General features: G+C 69.8%; 12 protein-coding genes. 4 read left to right on the top strand and 8 right to left on the bottom strand.

Features of this window, described 5'->3' with window-relative positions; translation table 11 throughout:
- Positions 1 to 57: 57 nt before the first annotated feature.
- The 3 genes from KVT44_RS29730 to KVT44_RS29720 form a co-directional block, all read right to left on the bottom strand.
- Complete coding sequence (locus KVT44_RS29730; protein WP_217569928.1) at positions 58 to 1,404, bottom strand: polysaccharide lyase family 1 protein; 1,347 nt, start codon at positions 1,402 to 1,404, stop codon at positions 58 to 60.
- Between the two features lie 137 nt (positions 1,405 to 1,541).
- Positions 1,542 to 2,168: a hypothetical protein gene (locus KVT44_RS29725; protein ID WP_217569926.1), complete on the bottom strand. Its 627-nt coding sequence runs from the start codon at positions 2,166 to 2,168 to the stop codon at positions 1,542 to 1,544.
- Positions 2,169 to 2,302: 134 nt separating this feature from the next.
- Positions 2,303 to 3,136: a helix-turn-helix domain-containing protein gene (locus tag KVT44_RS29720; protein WP_190172662.1), complete on the bottom strand. Its 834-nt coding sequence runs from the start codon at positions 3,134 to 3,136 to the stop codon at positions 2,303 to 2,305.
- A 169-nt stretch (positions 3,137 to 3,305) separates the two neighbouring features.
- Between KVT44_RS29720 and KVT44_RS29715 the strand changes: the two genes are divergently transcribed.
- The gene (locus KVT44_RS29715) at positions 3,306 to 4,031 is read left to right on the top strand and encodes an alpha/beta fold hydrolase (protein WP_217569924.1); all 726 of its coding nucleotides are present in this window, start codon (positions 3,306 to 3,308) and stop codon (positions 4,029 to 4,031) included.
- A gap of 78 nt (positions 4,032 to 4,109) precedes the next feature.
- Here the strand turns inward: KVT44_RS29715 and KVT44_RS29710 are convergent, their stop codons facing one another.
- On the bottom strand, positions 4,110 to 5,015 hold the full coding sequence (locus KVT44_RS29710; protein ID WP_254650049.1) for an intradiol ring-cleavage dioxygenase: 906 nt from the start codon (positions 5,013 to 5,015) through the stop codon (positions 4,110 to 4,112).
- A 166-nt stretch (positions 5,016 to 5,181) separates the two neighbouring features.
- Positions 5,182 to 6,945 carry an aspartate--tRNA ligase gene (aspS, locus tag KVT44_RS29705; RefSeq protein ID WP_099921637.1) on the bottom strand — a complete coding sequence of 588 codons (1,764 nt, stop codon included), beginning with the start codon at positions 6,943 to 6,945 and terminating at the stop codon, positions 5,182 to 5,184.
- Positions 6,946 to 7,118: 173 nt separating this feature from the next.
- Between aspS and KVT44_RS29700 the strand changes: the two genes are divergently transcribed.
- Positions 7,119 to 9,332, top strand: coding sequence for a SpoIIE family protein phosphatase (locus tag KVT44_RS29700; RefSeq protein WP_217569920.1), 2,214 nt, complete (start codon positions 7,119 to 7,121; stop codon positions 9,330 to 9,332).
- Here the strand turns inward: KVT44_RS29700 and KVT44_RS29695 are convergent.
- The 3 genes from KVT44_RS29695 to KVT44_RS29685 all read right to left on the bottom strand — a co-directional run bounded on the left by KVT44_RS29695 (position 9,239) and on the right by KVT44_RS29685 (position 12,087).
- A complete protein-coding gene (locus tag KVT44_RS29695; RefSeq protein WP_217569918.1) occupies positions 9,239 to 10,348 on the bottom strand; it encodes an AI-2E family transporter in 1,110 nt (369 codons plus the stop codon). The two genes, KVT44_RS29700 and KVT44_RS29695, sit on opposite strands and share 94 nt — an antisense overlap.
- A gap of 169 nt (positions 10,349 to 10,517) precedes the next feature.
- Positions 10,518 to 11,489 (bottom strand): pirin family protein, encoded by a 972-nt coding sequence (locus KVT44_RS29690; protein ID WP_054234174.1) that lies wholly within the window; start codon positions 11,487 to 11,489, stop codon positions 10,518 to 10,520.
- Between the two features lie 133 nt (positions 11,490 to 11,622).
- Entirely contained in the window at positions 11,623 to 12,087 is a 465-nt protein-coding gene (locus KVT44_RS29685; RefSeq protein ID WP_054234175.1) for an SseB family protein, read from the bottom strand.
- Positions 12,088 to 12,230: 143 nt separating this feature from the next.
- On the opposite strand from KVT44_RS29685, the gene KVT44_RS29680 reads away from it, so the two are divergent.
- Complete coding sequence (locus tag KVT44_RS29680) at positions 12,231 to 14,057, top strand: acyl-CoA dehydrogenase (protein ID WP_099921639.1); 1,827 nt, start codon at positions 12,231 to 12,233, stop codon at positions 14,055 to 14,057.
- Positions 14,058 to 14,342: 285 nt separating this feature from the next.
- Positions 14,343 to 15,701: a M18 family aminopeptidase gene (locus KVT44_RS29675; protein WP_217569916.1), complete on the top strand. Its 1,359-nt coding sequence runs from the start codon at positions 14,343 to 14,345 to the stop codon at positions 15,699 to 15,701.
- Positions 15,702 to 15,719: the final 18 nt, after the last annotated feature.

The raw sequence follows: 15,719 nt of genomic DNA, 5'->3' as shown, positions 1-15,719 counted from the left end.
AGTCGGAAAGGGCGCCCGGGGGTTTTCCCGCCCCAGGCGCCCTTTCCATGTCCGGACCTAGTTGGTCAGAACCGCACCGGTGGTGGTGGCCAGCTCGGTCGGCAGGTTCTTCGCGGAGGACTGGATCCCGGCGTTCAGGGTCGGCGTCCAGTTCACCGTCGTCTTCAGCTTCTTCGAGTTCGCGGCGTTGTACGCGGCGACGAGGTCGGTCGAGGTGCCGTTGACGAGGTTGCCGCCGCCGGCGATCGAGCCGGTGCCGTCGCCGCTGAGCAGCTTGGAGATCTTCCCGCTCGTCGGGACCTTCCAGTAGTTGTCCTCGGCGACGACCTGGGCCTTGGCGCGGGAGTTGATGCTGTAGAGGGGCGCGTACCCGTTGACGGTCGTGGTGTCGAAGTAGTTGTTGTAGATGTGCACCTGCCCGATCCGGGTCAGGGGAGCCCTCTGAACGATCCCCTTCCACACGTTGTGGTGGATGGAGACGCGCAGCTTGCCGACGCTGTCGGTGTCGCTGCTGCCGATCAGCATGGTCTTGTCGTGGTTGGTGAACTGGTTGCGCTCGACGGTCACCAGGTCCGAGCCCTTGGTGATGTCGAGGTCACCGTCGTGGATCTGGTATTCGCGGCCGTAGTACTTCGGGTTGGCGCTGTCGAAGTGCGACGCGTCGGTGAAGGTGTTGTGGTCGGCCCACACGTGCGTCGCCCCGCGCAGGGTGACGGCGTCGTACTGGGAGTTCCAGTTACCGCTGTCGCCGTCGGTCGGGTCCCACTGCGGGAAGCAGTCCTCGGTGGCGGAGAAGGTCAGATTGCGGATGATGACGTTGTCGACGCTCTGCACCTGCAGACTGCCGCCGGTGATCCCGGCCTTGGTGCCCGGCACACCCACGATGGTGGTGTTGGCGGGCACCTTGAAGACGATGTTCTTCGCCTGCTTCTGCTGCGCGGCGTCGCGGGCCTTCTCCTGCGTGCCGGAGGGCAGCTTTGAGGTGCTGTACGTGGCCGGGTCGTAGGCCTTCAGATAGGCGGCCCTCGCATACCCCGTACCGGCGGAGTAGTCGGCGCAGGTCAGCTTCTTGCCCGAGTCGTCGGTGTTGGCGTCGATGACGCCCTTGACCTGAATGATCTTCGGCGTGGAGTTGTCGGCCTTGCCTAGTGCCTTCACGAGCTGGGCGCGGGTGCTGACGGTGTAGACGTGCGAGGAGTCGGCCTGCGAGCCGCCGGTCGTCCCGGATCCGGATGCCGCCCAGCCGTCCTTGGCGGGCAGCACCTGGTGCGCGAGGTCGACCGTACCCGCGTTCGCGTTCATCACGAACGCCACAGCGCCGAGGCCCGCGGCCGTGACGGCGGCGGCGGAGACGATGACGACGCGACGCTTGCGGAGGGACCTGCGGTGCGAGGGGGATGCCACGGATGAGTCCTTACGTGGTTGTGGAGCACGTGTTGTGGTGCGCGAAGCCCCGCTGAACGGTGCTTCTGACTCATCAGTGGCCGCGGAGATCGGAAAGGTTGCCGGCCTTTCGTTCAGAGAAACCTGAAGCCCGACCTTCAGAACATCGGGCCGCCCCCGTGCGGGCGGCGGAGGCCGTCGAGGAGGGCGTCGGCCAGGATCACCCCGCCGGCTCCGGCCGCGCCGGCGACGAGGGCCGTCTTCCACCAGGGGGCGCTGTACCAACCGCCCGGCATCTGCCGGCCGCCCACGACCCCGCCGGGGTAGTAGTACGGCGTCGCGTCACCGGGGCGGGGCGAGGCCGCGTAGGTCCGGCCGTCGACCGTGACGCGGCCGTCCCGGGCGGTGATCGCGCCCGTGCCCAGGTCGGGCAGGGCGGGGCCGGGGTCGAGGCCCAGCGAGGTGCGGGCGGCGCGGATGTAGTGCAGGCCCTCCACGGCCGTCTGCGAGGCCATCGCGTACTGCGCGCCGGAGCGAGCCGTGACCAACTGCCCCTGCGCGGCCCGGTGGCGCTCGGCGGCGTCGGTCAGTGCCTGCGTCGCCGCCGCGTTGTCCCGCGCGTCGAGCGTGGACAGGCTCCCGCCGAGTCGCTCCACCCAGCGGTGGGCCTCCGCCTCCGCGTCCAGGTCGGACACCGCGCCGTACGGCTGCGACAGCCGTCGCTGGTAGGCGACCGCCGCCACCGCTCCGACGATCAGCAACATCGCGACCAGCACGACTCCCATGGCTTCCTCCGGCGCTTGCGGTGTTCCGGTACGGCGCGAGGTGACCTCACCCGCCTCCCCCATCACACGCCCAGCCACTGTGCGCCCCCGCCGAACCGCCTGTGCGTCGACGGTGAACCTCCCCCGGACGTCGGTCAGGAGACAGCCGGTGTCTGTACGGCGGAGGCGAGCAGGAGGAGTTTTTCGGCGCTGTCGGTGCCGGGGTCCGGGTGGTAGACGACAAGCGTCTGGCCTGCCGTTCCGTCGATGCCCAGCCGCTCCCGGTTCAACTGCAGGCCACCGACCTGGGGGTGGTCGATGTGCTTGGGTGCGCCTTCGCACGCCTCCACGTCGTGGCGGGCCCAGAGCCGGCTGAAGCGGGGGCTGGCGAGGCAGAGTTCGCCGACGAGCTCGATGAATCGGGGATCGTCGGTGTCCGTGCCGACGGACTCGCGGAAGCCGGCGACCATGCCCCCGGCCGCGCTCTCCCAGTCCGGGTGGAGGGCCTGCTCGGCGGGGTCGAGGAACAGGGACCGCAGCCGGTTGGCTCCCGCCACGAGGCGCGGTGACAGAGCGGTCGCCAGGGCGTTGGCGGCGAGGACGTCGAAGTAGCGGCCCTCGACCAGTGCGGGCAGCGGGAGCGTGGCGACGAGCTTGGCGATGCCCGCAGGAACGGTCTCCTTCCGGCGTCGGCGTCGGTGCCGTCGGGGTTTGTCGGCGCCGAGGCGCAGCAGGTACGCCGTCGCGGCGTCGTCCAGCCGCAGCACGCGGGCGAGGGACTCGAGGACCTGCACGGAGGGGTTGCGGTCGCGGCCCTGCTCCAGGCGCAGGTAGTAGTCGGCGCTGATGCCGGCGAGCATCGCGACCTCTTCCCTGCGCAGACCCGGCACTCGCCGTACCCCCGAAACGGGGATGCCGACCTGTTCGGGAGTGACGAGCTCACGGCGGGCGCGCACGTAATCGCCCAACAGGTTGGGGGCGTCGGTCATCTCCCCACTGTAATTCGCGCCGTCGCGCGCGTGCCTGGTCCTGTCACCCCCAGGATCGCGGGGGCCCTGGCTCGGTCAAAACCCCGGCGGCAGCCTTCGACACGACCGAGCCCGACCACACCGCCATCGACCTCACCACCGGTATCGACGGCGCGCAAGGAGCGAAACCATGTCAACGTATCTGCTGGTACACGGTGCCTGGCACAGCGGAGAGTGCTGGGAGCGGGTGGTCCCGTTGCTGGCGTCGGCCGGACATCGGGTGATCGCGCCGTCCCTGACCGGCTACGGCGACACGTCGCATCTGCTCGGCCCCGAGGTGGGGCTCGACACCCACGTCGACGACGTCGTCGATCTGATCGTCGAGGAAGACCTCACCGAGGTGGTCCTCGTGGGACACAGCTACGCCGGGCTGGTCATCTCGTCCGCGGCCAACCAGGTCCCGGACCGGATCGCGCGGTTGGTCTACCTCGACGCGATGGTCCCCGAGGACGGCGAGAGCGCGGCCGACGTCCTCCCCGTGACCGAGGCCCTGATCGACCTCGCCGTGCGGTCCGACAGCGGCTGGCGGGTTCCGCCTCTGCCCGAGATGCCGCCGCCCTCGGGCCTGTTCGGGGTCACCGACCCGGCGGATGTCGTCTGGCTGCGCACGATGCTGTCCGATCAGCCGGTGCGCTGCCTCCAACAACCGGTCCGACTGGACAACCCGGCCGTGAACACGATCCCGCGGACGCACATCCACTGCACGGTGGGCAAGCCGGAGGGCTTCGCCCGGCGGCCCGTCCCCGCGACACAGCCCAACGGCACCCCGGCACAGGTGTGGGAGCTGGCGACCGGCCACGACTGCATGGTCACCATGCCGGTCGAGCTCACCGAACTGCTGCTCAAGCTCGGCTGACCCGCTCCTCCCGCGCCGACGGCCCAAAGGGCCCGGAACCAGCGGAGTTCCGGGCCCGGGTCGAGCGAGCTGGTGGGGTCAGCTCGCCGAAGGCGACGCCGACGTGCTCGGCTGCGTGTCCGTGCTGTCGTGCGTCTCGTCCGGGGCCACGCCCATCGTCAGGTGGGCGCGGACTCCCTTCGCGATGTTCCTCCTGTCGTACTTGAGGTACAGGAGGCCGCCCGTGTGGCCGTTCTGGGGGTAGATCGTGTCCTCGGTGAGCGTGGTGCGCGTGGTGGTGTTGGTGGAGTACGGGGAGACCTCCGCCGACGCCAGCACCGACTTCTCGTCGAAGAAGAACTGGCCCGTGTGGCAGGTGTGCCCGCCCTCGTAGCCCGCGTCGGTCCAGGTGCCGTCCACGTGCACCTTCGTGTGGATGTGGACGGCACGGCCCTGGTACCAGCCCGGGAAAACCGTCTTGAAGGTGACGTAACCGTGCCTGTCGGTCTTCCAGGTGCCGCGCAGATAACGCTTGTCGTCGGTGGGCTCGGCATGGCCGCCGCCCGGACCGCCCGGACCGCCGGAGGGGCCGCCGGACGGGGGCTCGCCGGTAGGCGTACCGGACGGCGGGGTACCGCCGCCACCGCCTCCGTTGCTCATCGCCTCGTAGCCGGAGTAGACACCCACCGCACTGCAGTGCCAGATGTCGACCGCCGCGTTCTTCACGGGCCTGCACGTATCGGCGTCGATCACCTTGAGCTTGAGGGTCAGCGGGATGCCCGGCAGGTCCTCGGTGATGTCCTGGCGGATCTTGTCCGCGTCAATGTAGTACGGGCCCTCGGTGGTCTCCGAGGTCAGCGTGTAACACGCCTCCGATGCCGTGCCGGAGGAGGACGGAGTGCCGGCGGTCGCGTCGTCCGCGAACGCGTCCACGGCAAGGCCGCCGCCCACGCCCACGGCCACGACGGCCGCTCCACCTGCCACGACGACCTTGCGCCTCGTCATGTTCCGACTGTCGGCCGGTCCTTGTTTCTCAGTCATGGGCGGGCACGCTAGGAACACCACCTGTGAACCACATGGGTAAGGACTGTGGTTTACATGACCATGCAAAAGTGGCTCGGAACCGACGACGGTTCCGAGCCACTCGGGCGAACAGGGCTTACTTCAGCACCTACTTCGGCTGCGGCTTTCGCACCGACAGGTGCAGCTCGCGCAGCCGCGTCTCGTCCAGCTCCGTCGGCGCGCCCATCATCAGGTCCTGCGCGTTGCCGTTGAGCGGGAACGCGATCGTCTCGCGGATGTTCGGCTCGTCCGCGAGGAGCATGACGATGCGGTCGACGCCCGGGGCGATACCGCCGTGCGGCGGGGCGCCGAAGCGGAAGGCACGCAGCATGCCGGCGAACTGCTCCTCGACGGTCTCACGGTCGTAGCCCGCGATCTCGAAGGCCTTGAGCATGATCTCGGGCTCGTGGTTGCGGATCGCGCCGGAGGACAGCTCGACGCCGTTGCAGACGATGTCGTACTGCCAGCCCAGGATGTCCAGCGGGTCCTGGGACTCCAGGGCCTCCAGGCCGCCCTGCGGCATCGAGAACGGGTTGTGCGAGAAGTCGATCTTCCCGGTGTCCTCGTCCTTCTCGTACATCGGGAAGTCGACGATCCAGCAGAACCGGAAGACGTTCTCCTCGAAGTTGCCCGAGCGCTTCGCGGCCTCGACCCGCACCGCGCCCATGATCTTCGAGACCTCGTCGAACTCGCCCGCGCCGAAGAACACCGCGTGGCCGGGGGCCAGGGAGAGGCGCTTGGTCAGCTCGGCGACGTTGTCCTCGGTGAGGAACTTGGCGATCGGGCCCGTCAGCGAGCCGTCCTCACCCACCCGGACCCAGGCCAGGCCCTTCGCGCCCTGCTCGACCGCGTAGTCGCCGAGGCCGTCGAAGAACTTCCGGGTCTGACCGGCGACGTCCGGCACCGGCAGGGCGCGTACGTGCTTGCCTGCGAAGGCCTTGAACTCCGAGCCCTCGAAGATGTCGGTGATGTCGACCAGCTCCAGCTGGGCGCGCAGGTCCGGCTTGTCGGAGCCGTACTTCAGCATCGCCTCGCGGAACGGGATGCGCGGGAAGGGGGAGGTGACGTGACGGCCACCGCCGAACTCCTCGAACAGCTCCGTCATCAGCTTCTCGATGGGCTGGAAGACGTCCTCCTGCTCGACGAAGGACATCTCCACGTCGAGCTGGTAGAACTCGCCCGGCGAGCGGTCCGCGCGCGCGTCCTCGTCGCGGAAGCAGGGCGCGATCTGGAAGTAGCGGTCGAAGCCGGAGATCATCAGCAGCTGCTTGAACTGCTGCGGCGCCTGCGGCAGGGCGTAGAACTTGCCCGGGTTCAGACGGGAGGGGACCACGAAGTCGCGCGCGCCCTCGGGGGAGGTGGCGCTGAGGATCGGGGTCGCCATCTCGTTGAAGCCCAGCGCCGTCATCTTGTGACGGATCGCGGAGATCACGGCCGTACGCAGCAGGATGTTGCGGTGCATGCGCTCGCGGCGCAGGTCGAGGAAGCGGTACTCCAGGCGCCGCTCCTCGTTGACGCCGTCCTCGGCGTTGATCGTGAACGGCAGCGGGGCGGCGGCGCCGAGCAGCTCGACCTCGCTCACCTCGACCTCGATCTCGCCGGTGGGCAGGTCCGGGTTGACGTTCTCCGCGCCACGCGAGACGACCTTGCCGTCGACGCGGACCGTCGACTCCTTGGAGACCTTGTCGAGGGCCTCGTAGGCGGGCGTGCCGGGGCGGGCGACGAGCTGCGTGATGCCGTAGTGGTCGCGCAGATCGATGAAGAGGATGCCACCCAGGTCTCGGCGATTGTGCAGCCAGCCGCTCAGCCGGACGTCGCTGCCGACGTCAGAGGCGCGGAGCTCGCCGCAGGTGTGGGACCTGTACCGATGCATCGTCGTTCATCCAGTCTTCGCGGATCGGGGTCTGATTCACATGAGCTTGGGTCTGTTTCACGTGAAACTTCCGGGCCGACGCCCGGATCCCCCAAGGGTACCGGCCGCCCAAAGATCACCGCCCCGAATACTCTCGGTGGCACCTTCCGATCACCTCTTCATACAGTGGGTCAATGCGCACTGGTGAGCCCCTGCCCGCGGTGGGGGACGTACTGGCCGCCCTTGCGACCGGCGTGTGGCGCTGGGACAACGCACACGGGCAGGTCACCATCGACGCCGAGGCCGCCCGGCTCCTCGGGTTGCCCGCGGAAAGGGCGACGGTCACCGAGGTGGCCATGCGCTCCCGGTTCCACCCGGCCGACTGGAACGAGGTCGTCAGCGTCGTACAGCTCGCCGTCGCCGAGGACACGCTCGCCGAGGTCCGGCTGCGGATCATGGACGAGCACGGGCGGGTGATCCGCACCGTGCGCAGCCGCTCCAAGCCGACCGTCGACCCCGAGACCAGGGAGTTCGTGCTGTTCGGCACCCTCCAGGAGGTCACCGAGACCTCGGGAGCCACCGCCGCGCGCACCCCGCTCACCGGCGACTGGCGCCGCTCGCGCGAGGCGTTCCTGCTGGACGCCGGGCGGGCGCTGGCCGAGGCGCGGTCCACGGCCGAGGTACTGCGGGTCGCGGCGGGCCTGTCGATGCCGGGGTTCACACCGGACGGGCTGGCCGTCTTCGGCGTGGACGGGGACCGGCTCACCGTCGTCGGCCACCACGGGCAGAAGCCGGGAGACGAGGGCCCCTTCACCCATATGTCCCTGGCCACCGACTACCCGGCCGCGGAGGTCGTCCGAACGGGCCGCGCCGTCTATCTCTCCTCCCCGAAGGACTACAAGGAGCGCTATCCGGTCTCCTGGCCGCTCGCCGAACACTTCGGGCGGGAGTCCTGGGCCTTTCTGCCGCTGACCGTCGCCGGGCGCACCATGGGCGCGTGGATGGCGGCCTTCACCTACCCCGTCAGCTTCACGCCCGACGAGCGTTCCGTGCTGACGACCGTGGCCCGGATGCTCGCGCAGGCCCTCTCCCGGGCCGTGGCCGCCGAGACGGAGCGGGAGCTCACCGACGGCCTGCAGCGCTCGATGATGCCCACCCTCGGCCCGCAGATGCCGGGCATGGGGGTCGCCGCGCGCTATGTCCCCACCGGTGGCGGCCTCCAGGTCGGCGGCGACTGGTACGACGTGATCCCGCTGCCGAGCGGCCGCTTCGCCCTGGTCATCGGGGACGTCCAGGGTCACGACGTGCGCGCCGCCGGGCTGATGGGCCAGCTCCGTATCGCCCTGCGCGCGTACGCCTCCGAGGGCCACCGGCCCGACGCGGTCCTCTCCCGGGCCTCACGGTTCCTGTGCGGGATCACGGACTCGGTGACGTACGGCTCCACCGGCGAGAGCGGCGGCAACACCTCGGACCCGCGCTTCGCGACCTGCCTGTACGTCGAGGTGGACCCGGCGACCGGCATCCTGGACTTCGCCCGTGCGGGGCACCCGGACCCCGCGATACGCATGGCGGACGGGACGGTGCTGATACGGCCCACGGCGGGTGGACTGCCGCTCGGCATCGACCCGGACGCCGACTACCCCACGACCCGGCTCGCCTTGGAACCCGGCGAGACCATGCTGCTCTGCACCGACGGGCTGATCGAGACCGGCGGCCACGACCTCGACACCGGATGGCGCCGTATCCGGCACATCCTGGAGTCCCACGACGGCGACATGGAGGAGCTCGCCGACGCGCTGGTCCAGGGCGTGCACGGGCCCTCCTCGCACCACACCCCGGGGCCGCTGGCCGACCGGCGCGAGGACGACATAGCCGTGCTGCTGCTGAGCCGGCAGGGCAAGGGGGACGGCGACGCGGTCGAGGCCCCGCTCTCACCCTCGGTGCGACGCACCGCGCTGACCGTGGCGCAGGCCGAGCCCGAGCGGATCTCGGGGGCCCGCCAGCAGCTGCGCGAGATGCTGCACGACTGGGCCTGCGACGACCAGCGCGACTCGGCGGTCCTCCTCGTCTCCGAGATGCTGACCAACGTCCTCGTCCACACCGACGCCGACGCGCTGCTCGTCGCCGAGGTGACCGGCGGTGCGGACGACCGCCGGATGCGGGTCGAGGTCACCGACGCCAGCGACGACCTGCCGCACCGCCGCCACCCGGGCGAACTGGCGTCCTCCGGACGCGGGCTGATGCTCGTGGAATTCCTCGCCGACGCCTGGGGCGTCGACCCACGGGGCGAGGGCAAGAGCATCTGGTTCGAGTTCTACGAGGCGTCCGGTGGGGACGGGGACGCCGGTGGAGACGGGGACGCCGGTGGAGACGAGGAGGCCGGTGGGGACGGGGAGGCCGACTCGTAGTGGGTCCGTAGCTCCGCGAGGACCCCGAACCCGGCGGCCGTCAACGGTACGGCGAGCAGCATGCCCAGGATGCCCGCGACGGACGCGCCCGCCGTGATCGCCAGCATCACCACCGCCGGATGCATCTGCACGGTCCGGCTCTGGATCATCGGCTGCAGCACATGCCCTTCGAGGACCTGCACGGCGAGCACGACCCCGAGCGCCCACAGCGCGATCACGAACCCCCGGTCGGCGAGGGCGACCAGCACGGCCACCGCGCCGGAGAGGAACGCGCCGAGGTAGGGGATGAACGCCCCCACGAAGACCAGCGCACCGAGCCCGACCGCGCCCGGGACGCGCAGGATCAGCAGGCCGATCGTGATGCACAGGGCGTCGATCAGGGCGATCACCGTGGTCCCGCGCATGAAGCCCTGGACGGCGTCGAAGGCGCGGCGGGCCATGGCCTCCACCGTGTCCGCGGTGCCGCGCGGCGCCAGCGAGCGCAGCAGCCCGGCGGTGCGGTGGGAGTCGCGGAGGAAGAAGAAGACGAGCAGCAGGGCCAGTACGGCCATGGCGATGGACTCGCCCACTACGCTCACGCCACTGATGACGTTGGACGCGGCCGTCCCGCCGAACTTGGTCAGCAGGTCCTTGGCGTTGGCGGCGAGGTCGTCGAGGGAGGTGCCCGCCGCACCGAAGTGCTGGGCGACGGACCGCGCGGCGAGCCTGAGGGAGGCGATGATCTGGTCCCCGGTGTCGATGAGCGCGGCGACCACGATGTAGACGGCGCCGCCGACGACCACGACCACCGCGACACAGGTGAGCCCCGCGGCCAGCGACCGGTTGACCCCGACGTTCACCAGCCGCCGGTACATCGGCCCGAGCAGCGCGGTGCCGAGGAGCGCGAGCAGCACGGGCACGATCGCCGTACGGAACTCCCCGCACAGCCGGATCCCGACCCACGCCACACCGGCGACGAGCAGGATCACGGCGCACCAGGCGGCCAGCCGCCGGGCGCCCTCGGGGAGTAGCTGCACGCTTCCACCCGACCACGTGAGGGCCGGGCCGTCCCGCCGGGACGGCCCGGCCGGGTGACACGGCGTCAGCGCGAGAGGCCCCGTCCGACGGGCGAAAGGCCCCGTCCGGGGTACGGACGGGGCCTTTCTTGGTCGCGCGGAAGAGTGCCGGAAGGGGCCCGGGAAGGGATTACATCCCGCCCTCGGACATTCCGTGCACCGCCGGAACGGTGCCCAGACGGCCCTTCTGGAAGTCCTCGAAGGCCTGCTGCAGCTCCTCGCGGGTGTTCATCACGAAGGGGCCGTAGTGGGCCATGGGCTCGCGGATCGGCTGCCCGCCGAGCAGGACGACCTCGAGGTCCGGTGTGTTCGCGTCCTGCTTCTCGTCCGCGCGGACGGTCAGCGAGCCGCCCGCGCCGAAGACGGCGGTCTGGCCGGTGTGGACCGGTCGACGGCCCGTACCGACGCTGCCGCGTCCGGCGAGGACGTACGCGAGACCGTTGAAGTCCTCGCGCCACGGGAGGGTCATCTCGGCGCCGGGCGCCAGGGTCGCGTGGACCATGGTGATCGGCGTGTGCGTGATGCCGGGACCCTGGTGGCCGTCGAGCTCACCGGCGATGACGCGCAGCAGCGCGCCGCCGTCGGGGGTGCTGAGCAGCTGGACCGAGCCGCCACGGATGTCCTGGTACCGGGGGGCCATCATCTTGTCCTTGGCCGGGAGGTTCACCCACAGCTGGAGGCCGTGGAAGAGGCCGCCGGACATGACGAGCGACTCCGGCGGGGCCTCGATGTGCAGGAGGCCGGCGCCCGCGGTCATCCACTGGGTGTCGCCGTTGGTGATGGTGCCACCACCACCGTTGGAGTCCTGGTGGTCGAAGACACCGTCGATGATGTACGTCACGGTCTCGAAGCCGCGGTGGGGGTGCCAGGGGGTGCCCTTGGGCTCGCCCGGCGCGTACTCCACCTCGCCCATCTGGTCCATCATGATGAACGGGTCGAGGTGGCGGTAGTTGATCCCGGCGAACGCACGGCGGACCGGGAAACCCTCGCCCTCGAAGCCGCTGGGCGCGGTCGTCACGGTGAGCACGGGACGGTCCACGGCGTCGGCCGGCGCGACCACACGGGGAAGGGTCAGCGGGTTCTCGACGGTCACTGCAGGCATGTCGGTACCTCCTTGTGCTTCGAGTTTAGTTGATTGTTGAACTTTCTGCCACCCACAACGACGGACGCCCGGAGGGCATTCCCTCCGGGCGTCCGGACTGTCGTAGGGGAGTGGTCGCTACCCGTAGTGGGCGCTACCCGTACATACGGCGCATGGCGAAGTCCACCATCTGCTCCACGGCCTTCGCGTCGAAGACCATGCGGTGCTCCCCCTCCATGTCGAGGACGAAGCCGTAGCCGGTGGGGAGCAGGTCGATCACCTCGGCGCCGGTGATCACGAAGTACTTGGACTCCTTGCCGGCGTACCGGCGCAGCTCCTTGAGCGAGGTGAACATCGGGATGACCGGCTGCTGGGTGTTGTGCAGCGCCAGGAATCCGGGGTTGTCGCCGCGTGGGCAGTAGACCTTCGACGTCGCGAAGACCTGCTGGAAGTCCTCCGCGGACATCGACCCCGTGGTGAACGCCCGCACCGCGTCCGCCAGGGAGGGCGGGGACGGCTCGGGGTAGAGCGGCGGCTGCTGGCCGTAACCGCCGGGCATCTGCTGCTGCGGCGGGGCGTACTGCTGCTGGGCGCCCGCATTCTGGTCGTAGCCGTACATGGGTCAAAGAGTAGTCGGCCACATATGGGCCATCAGGGGTTGATTCTTATTACCGACGGGTAGCATCATCGTAGCTACTTGCCAGTACGTGTAACGAGGCTGCGAGTACCTCCACCTCCCCGATCCCTTACGGAGCCGTCGCCATGGGGCACTACAAGTCGAATCTCCGCGACATCGAGTTCAACCTCTTCGAGGTGCTCGGGCGCGACAAGCTGTACGGCACCGGACCGTTCGCGGAGATGGACGTCGACACCGCCAAGAGCGTCCTCGACGAGCTGGCCCGTCTCTCGGAGAACGAGCTGGCGGACTCCTTCGCGGACGCCGACCGCAACCCGCCGGTCTTCGACCCGGAGACCAACACGGCTCCCGTACCGGCCTCCTTCAAGAAGTCGTACAAGGCCTTCATGGACTCCGAGTACTGGCGCCTGGGCCTGCCCGAGGAGCTCGGCGGCACCACCTCGCCCCGCTCCCTGATCTGGGCGTACGCGGAGCTGGTGCTCGGCGCCAACCCGGCGGTCTGGATGTACTCCTCCGGCCCCGCCTTCGCGGGCATCCTCTTCGAGGAGGGCACCGAGGTCCAGAAGCACATCGCGAAGATCGCCGTCGACAAGCAGTGGGGCTCCACCATGGTGCTCACCGAGCCGGACGCCGGCTCGGACGTGGGCGCGGGCCGCACCAAGGCGGTCCAGCAGGAGGACGGCTCCTGGCACATCGAGGGCGTGAAGCGCTTCATCACGTCCGGTGAGCACGACATGTCGGAGAACATCCTCCACTACGTGCTCGCCCGTCCCGAGGGCGCCGGCCCCGGCACCAAGGGCCTGTCCCTCTTCCTCGTCCCGAAGTACGAGTTCGACTTCGAGACCGGCGAGCTGGGCGAGCGCAACGGCGCGTACGCGACGAACGTCGAGCACAAGATGGGCCTCAAGGCGTCCAACACCTGCGAGATGACCTTCGGCGACCGCCACCCCGCCAAGGGCTGGCTGATCGGCGACAAGCACGACGGCATCCGCCAGATGTTCCGGATCATCGAGTTCGCCCGCATGATGGTCGGCACGAAGGCGATCTCCACGCTCTCGACCGGCTACCTGAACGCGCTGGAGTACGCCAAGGAGCGCGTCCAGGGCCCGGACCTCGCGAACTTCATGGACAAGACCGCGCCCAAGGTCACCATCACGCACCACCCCGACGTGCGCCGCTCGCTGATGACGCAGAAGGCCTACGCCGAGGGCATGCGCGCCCTGGTGCTGCACACCGCCGCGATCCAGGACGAGATCCAGGTCAAGGAGGCCGCCGGCGAGGACACCGCCGCCCTGGAGGCCCTCAACGACCTGCTCCTGCCGATCGTGAAGGGCTACGGCTCCGAGAAGGGCTACGAGCAGCTCGCCCAGTCGCTGCAGACCTTCGGCGGCTCCGGCTTCCTGCAGGAGTACCCGATCGAGCAGTACATCCGCGACGCCAAGATCGACACCCTGTACGAGGGCACCACCGCGATCCAGGGCCAGGACTTCTTCTTCCGCAAGATCGTCCGCAACCAGGGCGCGGCGCTGAACTCCCTCGCCGAGGACATCAAGAAGTTCCTGGCGCTCGGCACGGGCGGCGAGGACCTGTCCGCGGCCCGCGAGCAGCTCGCCAAGGCGGCCGTCGAGCTGGAGGCCATCGTCGGCCTCATGCTCACGGACCTGGCGGCCACCGAGCAGGACGTCAAGAACATCTACAAGGTCGGCCTCAACACCACCCGCCTGCTGCTGGCCTCCGGCGACGTGGTCGTCGGCTACCTGCTGCTGCGCGGTGCCGCCGTGGCCACCGAGAAGCTGGAGACGGCCTCGGCGAAGGACAGGCCCTTCTACACCGGCAAGATCGCCGCGGCGAAGTTCTTCGCCGCCAACGTCCTGCCCGGCGTCACCGGCGCCCGCAAGCTCGCCGAGGGCGTGGACCTGGACCTGATGGAGCTGGACGAGGCGGCGTTCTGATCCTCGCGACCTGAGGGCATCGCCGTCGGCGGCCCGTTCCCGGAGCGAATCTCCGGGGGCGGGCCGCCGTCGTATGCGGCCACAGGGGGCTCGCGGCAGCCCGCTCCTCGCATGGATTTCTCACATGACCCCGCACGGATTTCCCGCATGGATTCGAAGACCACGAGACGTGGGGAGCGAACCGGAACCTGCCCCTCCAGTCAGATGTCCGTCCTTCACACCCCCCTTACGAGGGGCCGTCCCCATCGCCGGGAGCGTGCCCTCGGGCGTCGTTAAGGTGAACCCATGAGCACAAGCGCCCGCTTCGATCGCGGCCACACCGACGACCTCATGACCTTTCTGGCGGCAAGCCCGACGCCGTACCACGCCGTGGCGAACGCCGCCGAGCGGCTGGAGAAGGCCGGATTCCGTCAGGTCGCCGAGACCGATGCCTGGGAGGGGACGAGTGGCGGCAAGTACGTGCTGCGCGGCGGCGCGATCGTCGCCTGGTACGTGCCCGAGGGTGCCGAACCGCACACCCCGTTCCGGATCGTGGGCGCGCACACCGACTCCCCCAATCTGCGGGTGAAGCCGCAGCCGGACAGCGGGGCGCACGGCTGGCGCCAGGTCGCCGTGGAGATCTACGGCGGCCCGCTGCTGAACTCCTGGCTGGACCGGGACCTGGGGCTGGCGGGACGGCTGACGCTGAAGGACGGCTCCTCGCGTCTGGTGAACATCGACCGGCCCCTGCTGCGCGTGCCCCAGCTCGCCGTGCACCTCGACCGTTCCGTCTCCACCGACGGCCTCAAGCTCGACAAGCAGCGTCATCTGCAGCCCGTCTGGGGTCTGGGCGACCCCGGCGAGGGCGAGCTGATCGCCTTCCTGGAGGAGGAGTCGGGGCTGGCGGCGGGTGAGGTCACCGGCTGGGACCTGATGACCCACTCCGTCGAGCGGCCCGCGTACCTGGGCCGCGACAAGGAGCTGGTGGCCGGACCGCGCATGGACAACCTGCTGTCCGTGCACGCCGGTACGGCGGCGCTGATCGCGGCGGCGACGGGCGAGGGCTCCCCTTCCGGCTCCGGTTCCGGCTCCCCCTCCGGTTCGGGTTCCGGTTCGGGTTCCGGTTCGGGGCTTTCGTACATCCCCGTCCTCGCGGCCTTCGACCACGAGGAGAACGGCTCGCAGAGCGACACCGGCGCCGACGGTCCGCTGCTCGGCGGCGTGCTCGAACGCTCGGTGTTCGCGCGCGGCGGCTCGTACGAGGACCGGGCGCGCGCCTTCGCGGGCACCATCTGCCTCTCCTCCGACACCGGCCACGCCGTCCACCCCAACTACGCGGAGCGGCACGACCCGACGCACCACCCGCGGGCCAACGGCGGACCCATCCTCAAGGTGAACGTCAACAACCGCTACGCCACGGACGGTTCGGGCCGTGCGGTCTTCGCCGCCGCCTGCGCGAAGGCCGACGTGCCCTTCCAGTCCTTCGTCTCCAACAACTCGATGCCCTGCGGCACCACCATCGGCCCGATCACCGCGGCCCGCCACGGCATCAGGACCGTCGACATCGGCGTGGCCATCCTCTCGATGCACAGCGCCCGCGAACTCTGCGGCGCTGACGACCCGTTCCTGCTGGCCAACGCGCTGGTGGCGTTCCTGGAGGGTTAGTTCCGCATGCCCGGCGCG

The sequence above is a fragment of the Streptomyces sp. GbtcB7 genome, assembly GCF_019091445.1.
Taxonomy (GTDB): Bacteria; Actinomycetota; Actinomycetes; order Streptomycetales; family Streptomycetaceae; genus Streptomyces; species Streptomyces mirabilis.
The sequence above is the reverse complement of the archived record's forward strand: the minus strand, read 5'-3'. Positions and strand labels throughout refer to the sequence as shown.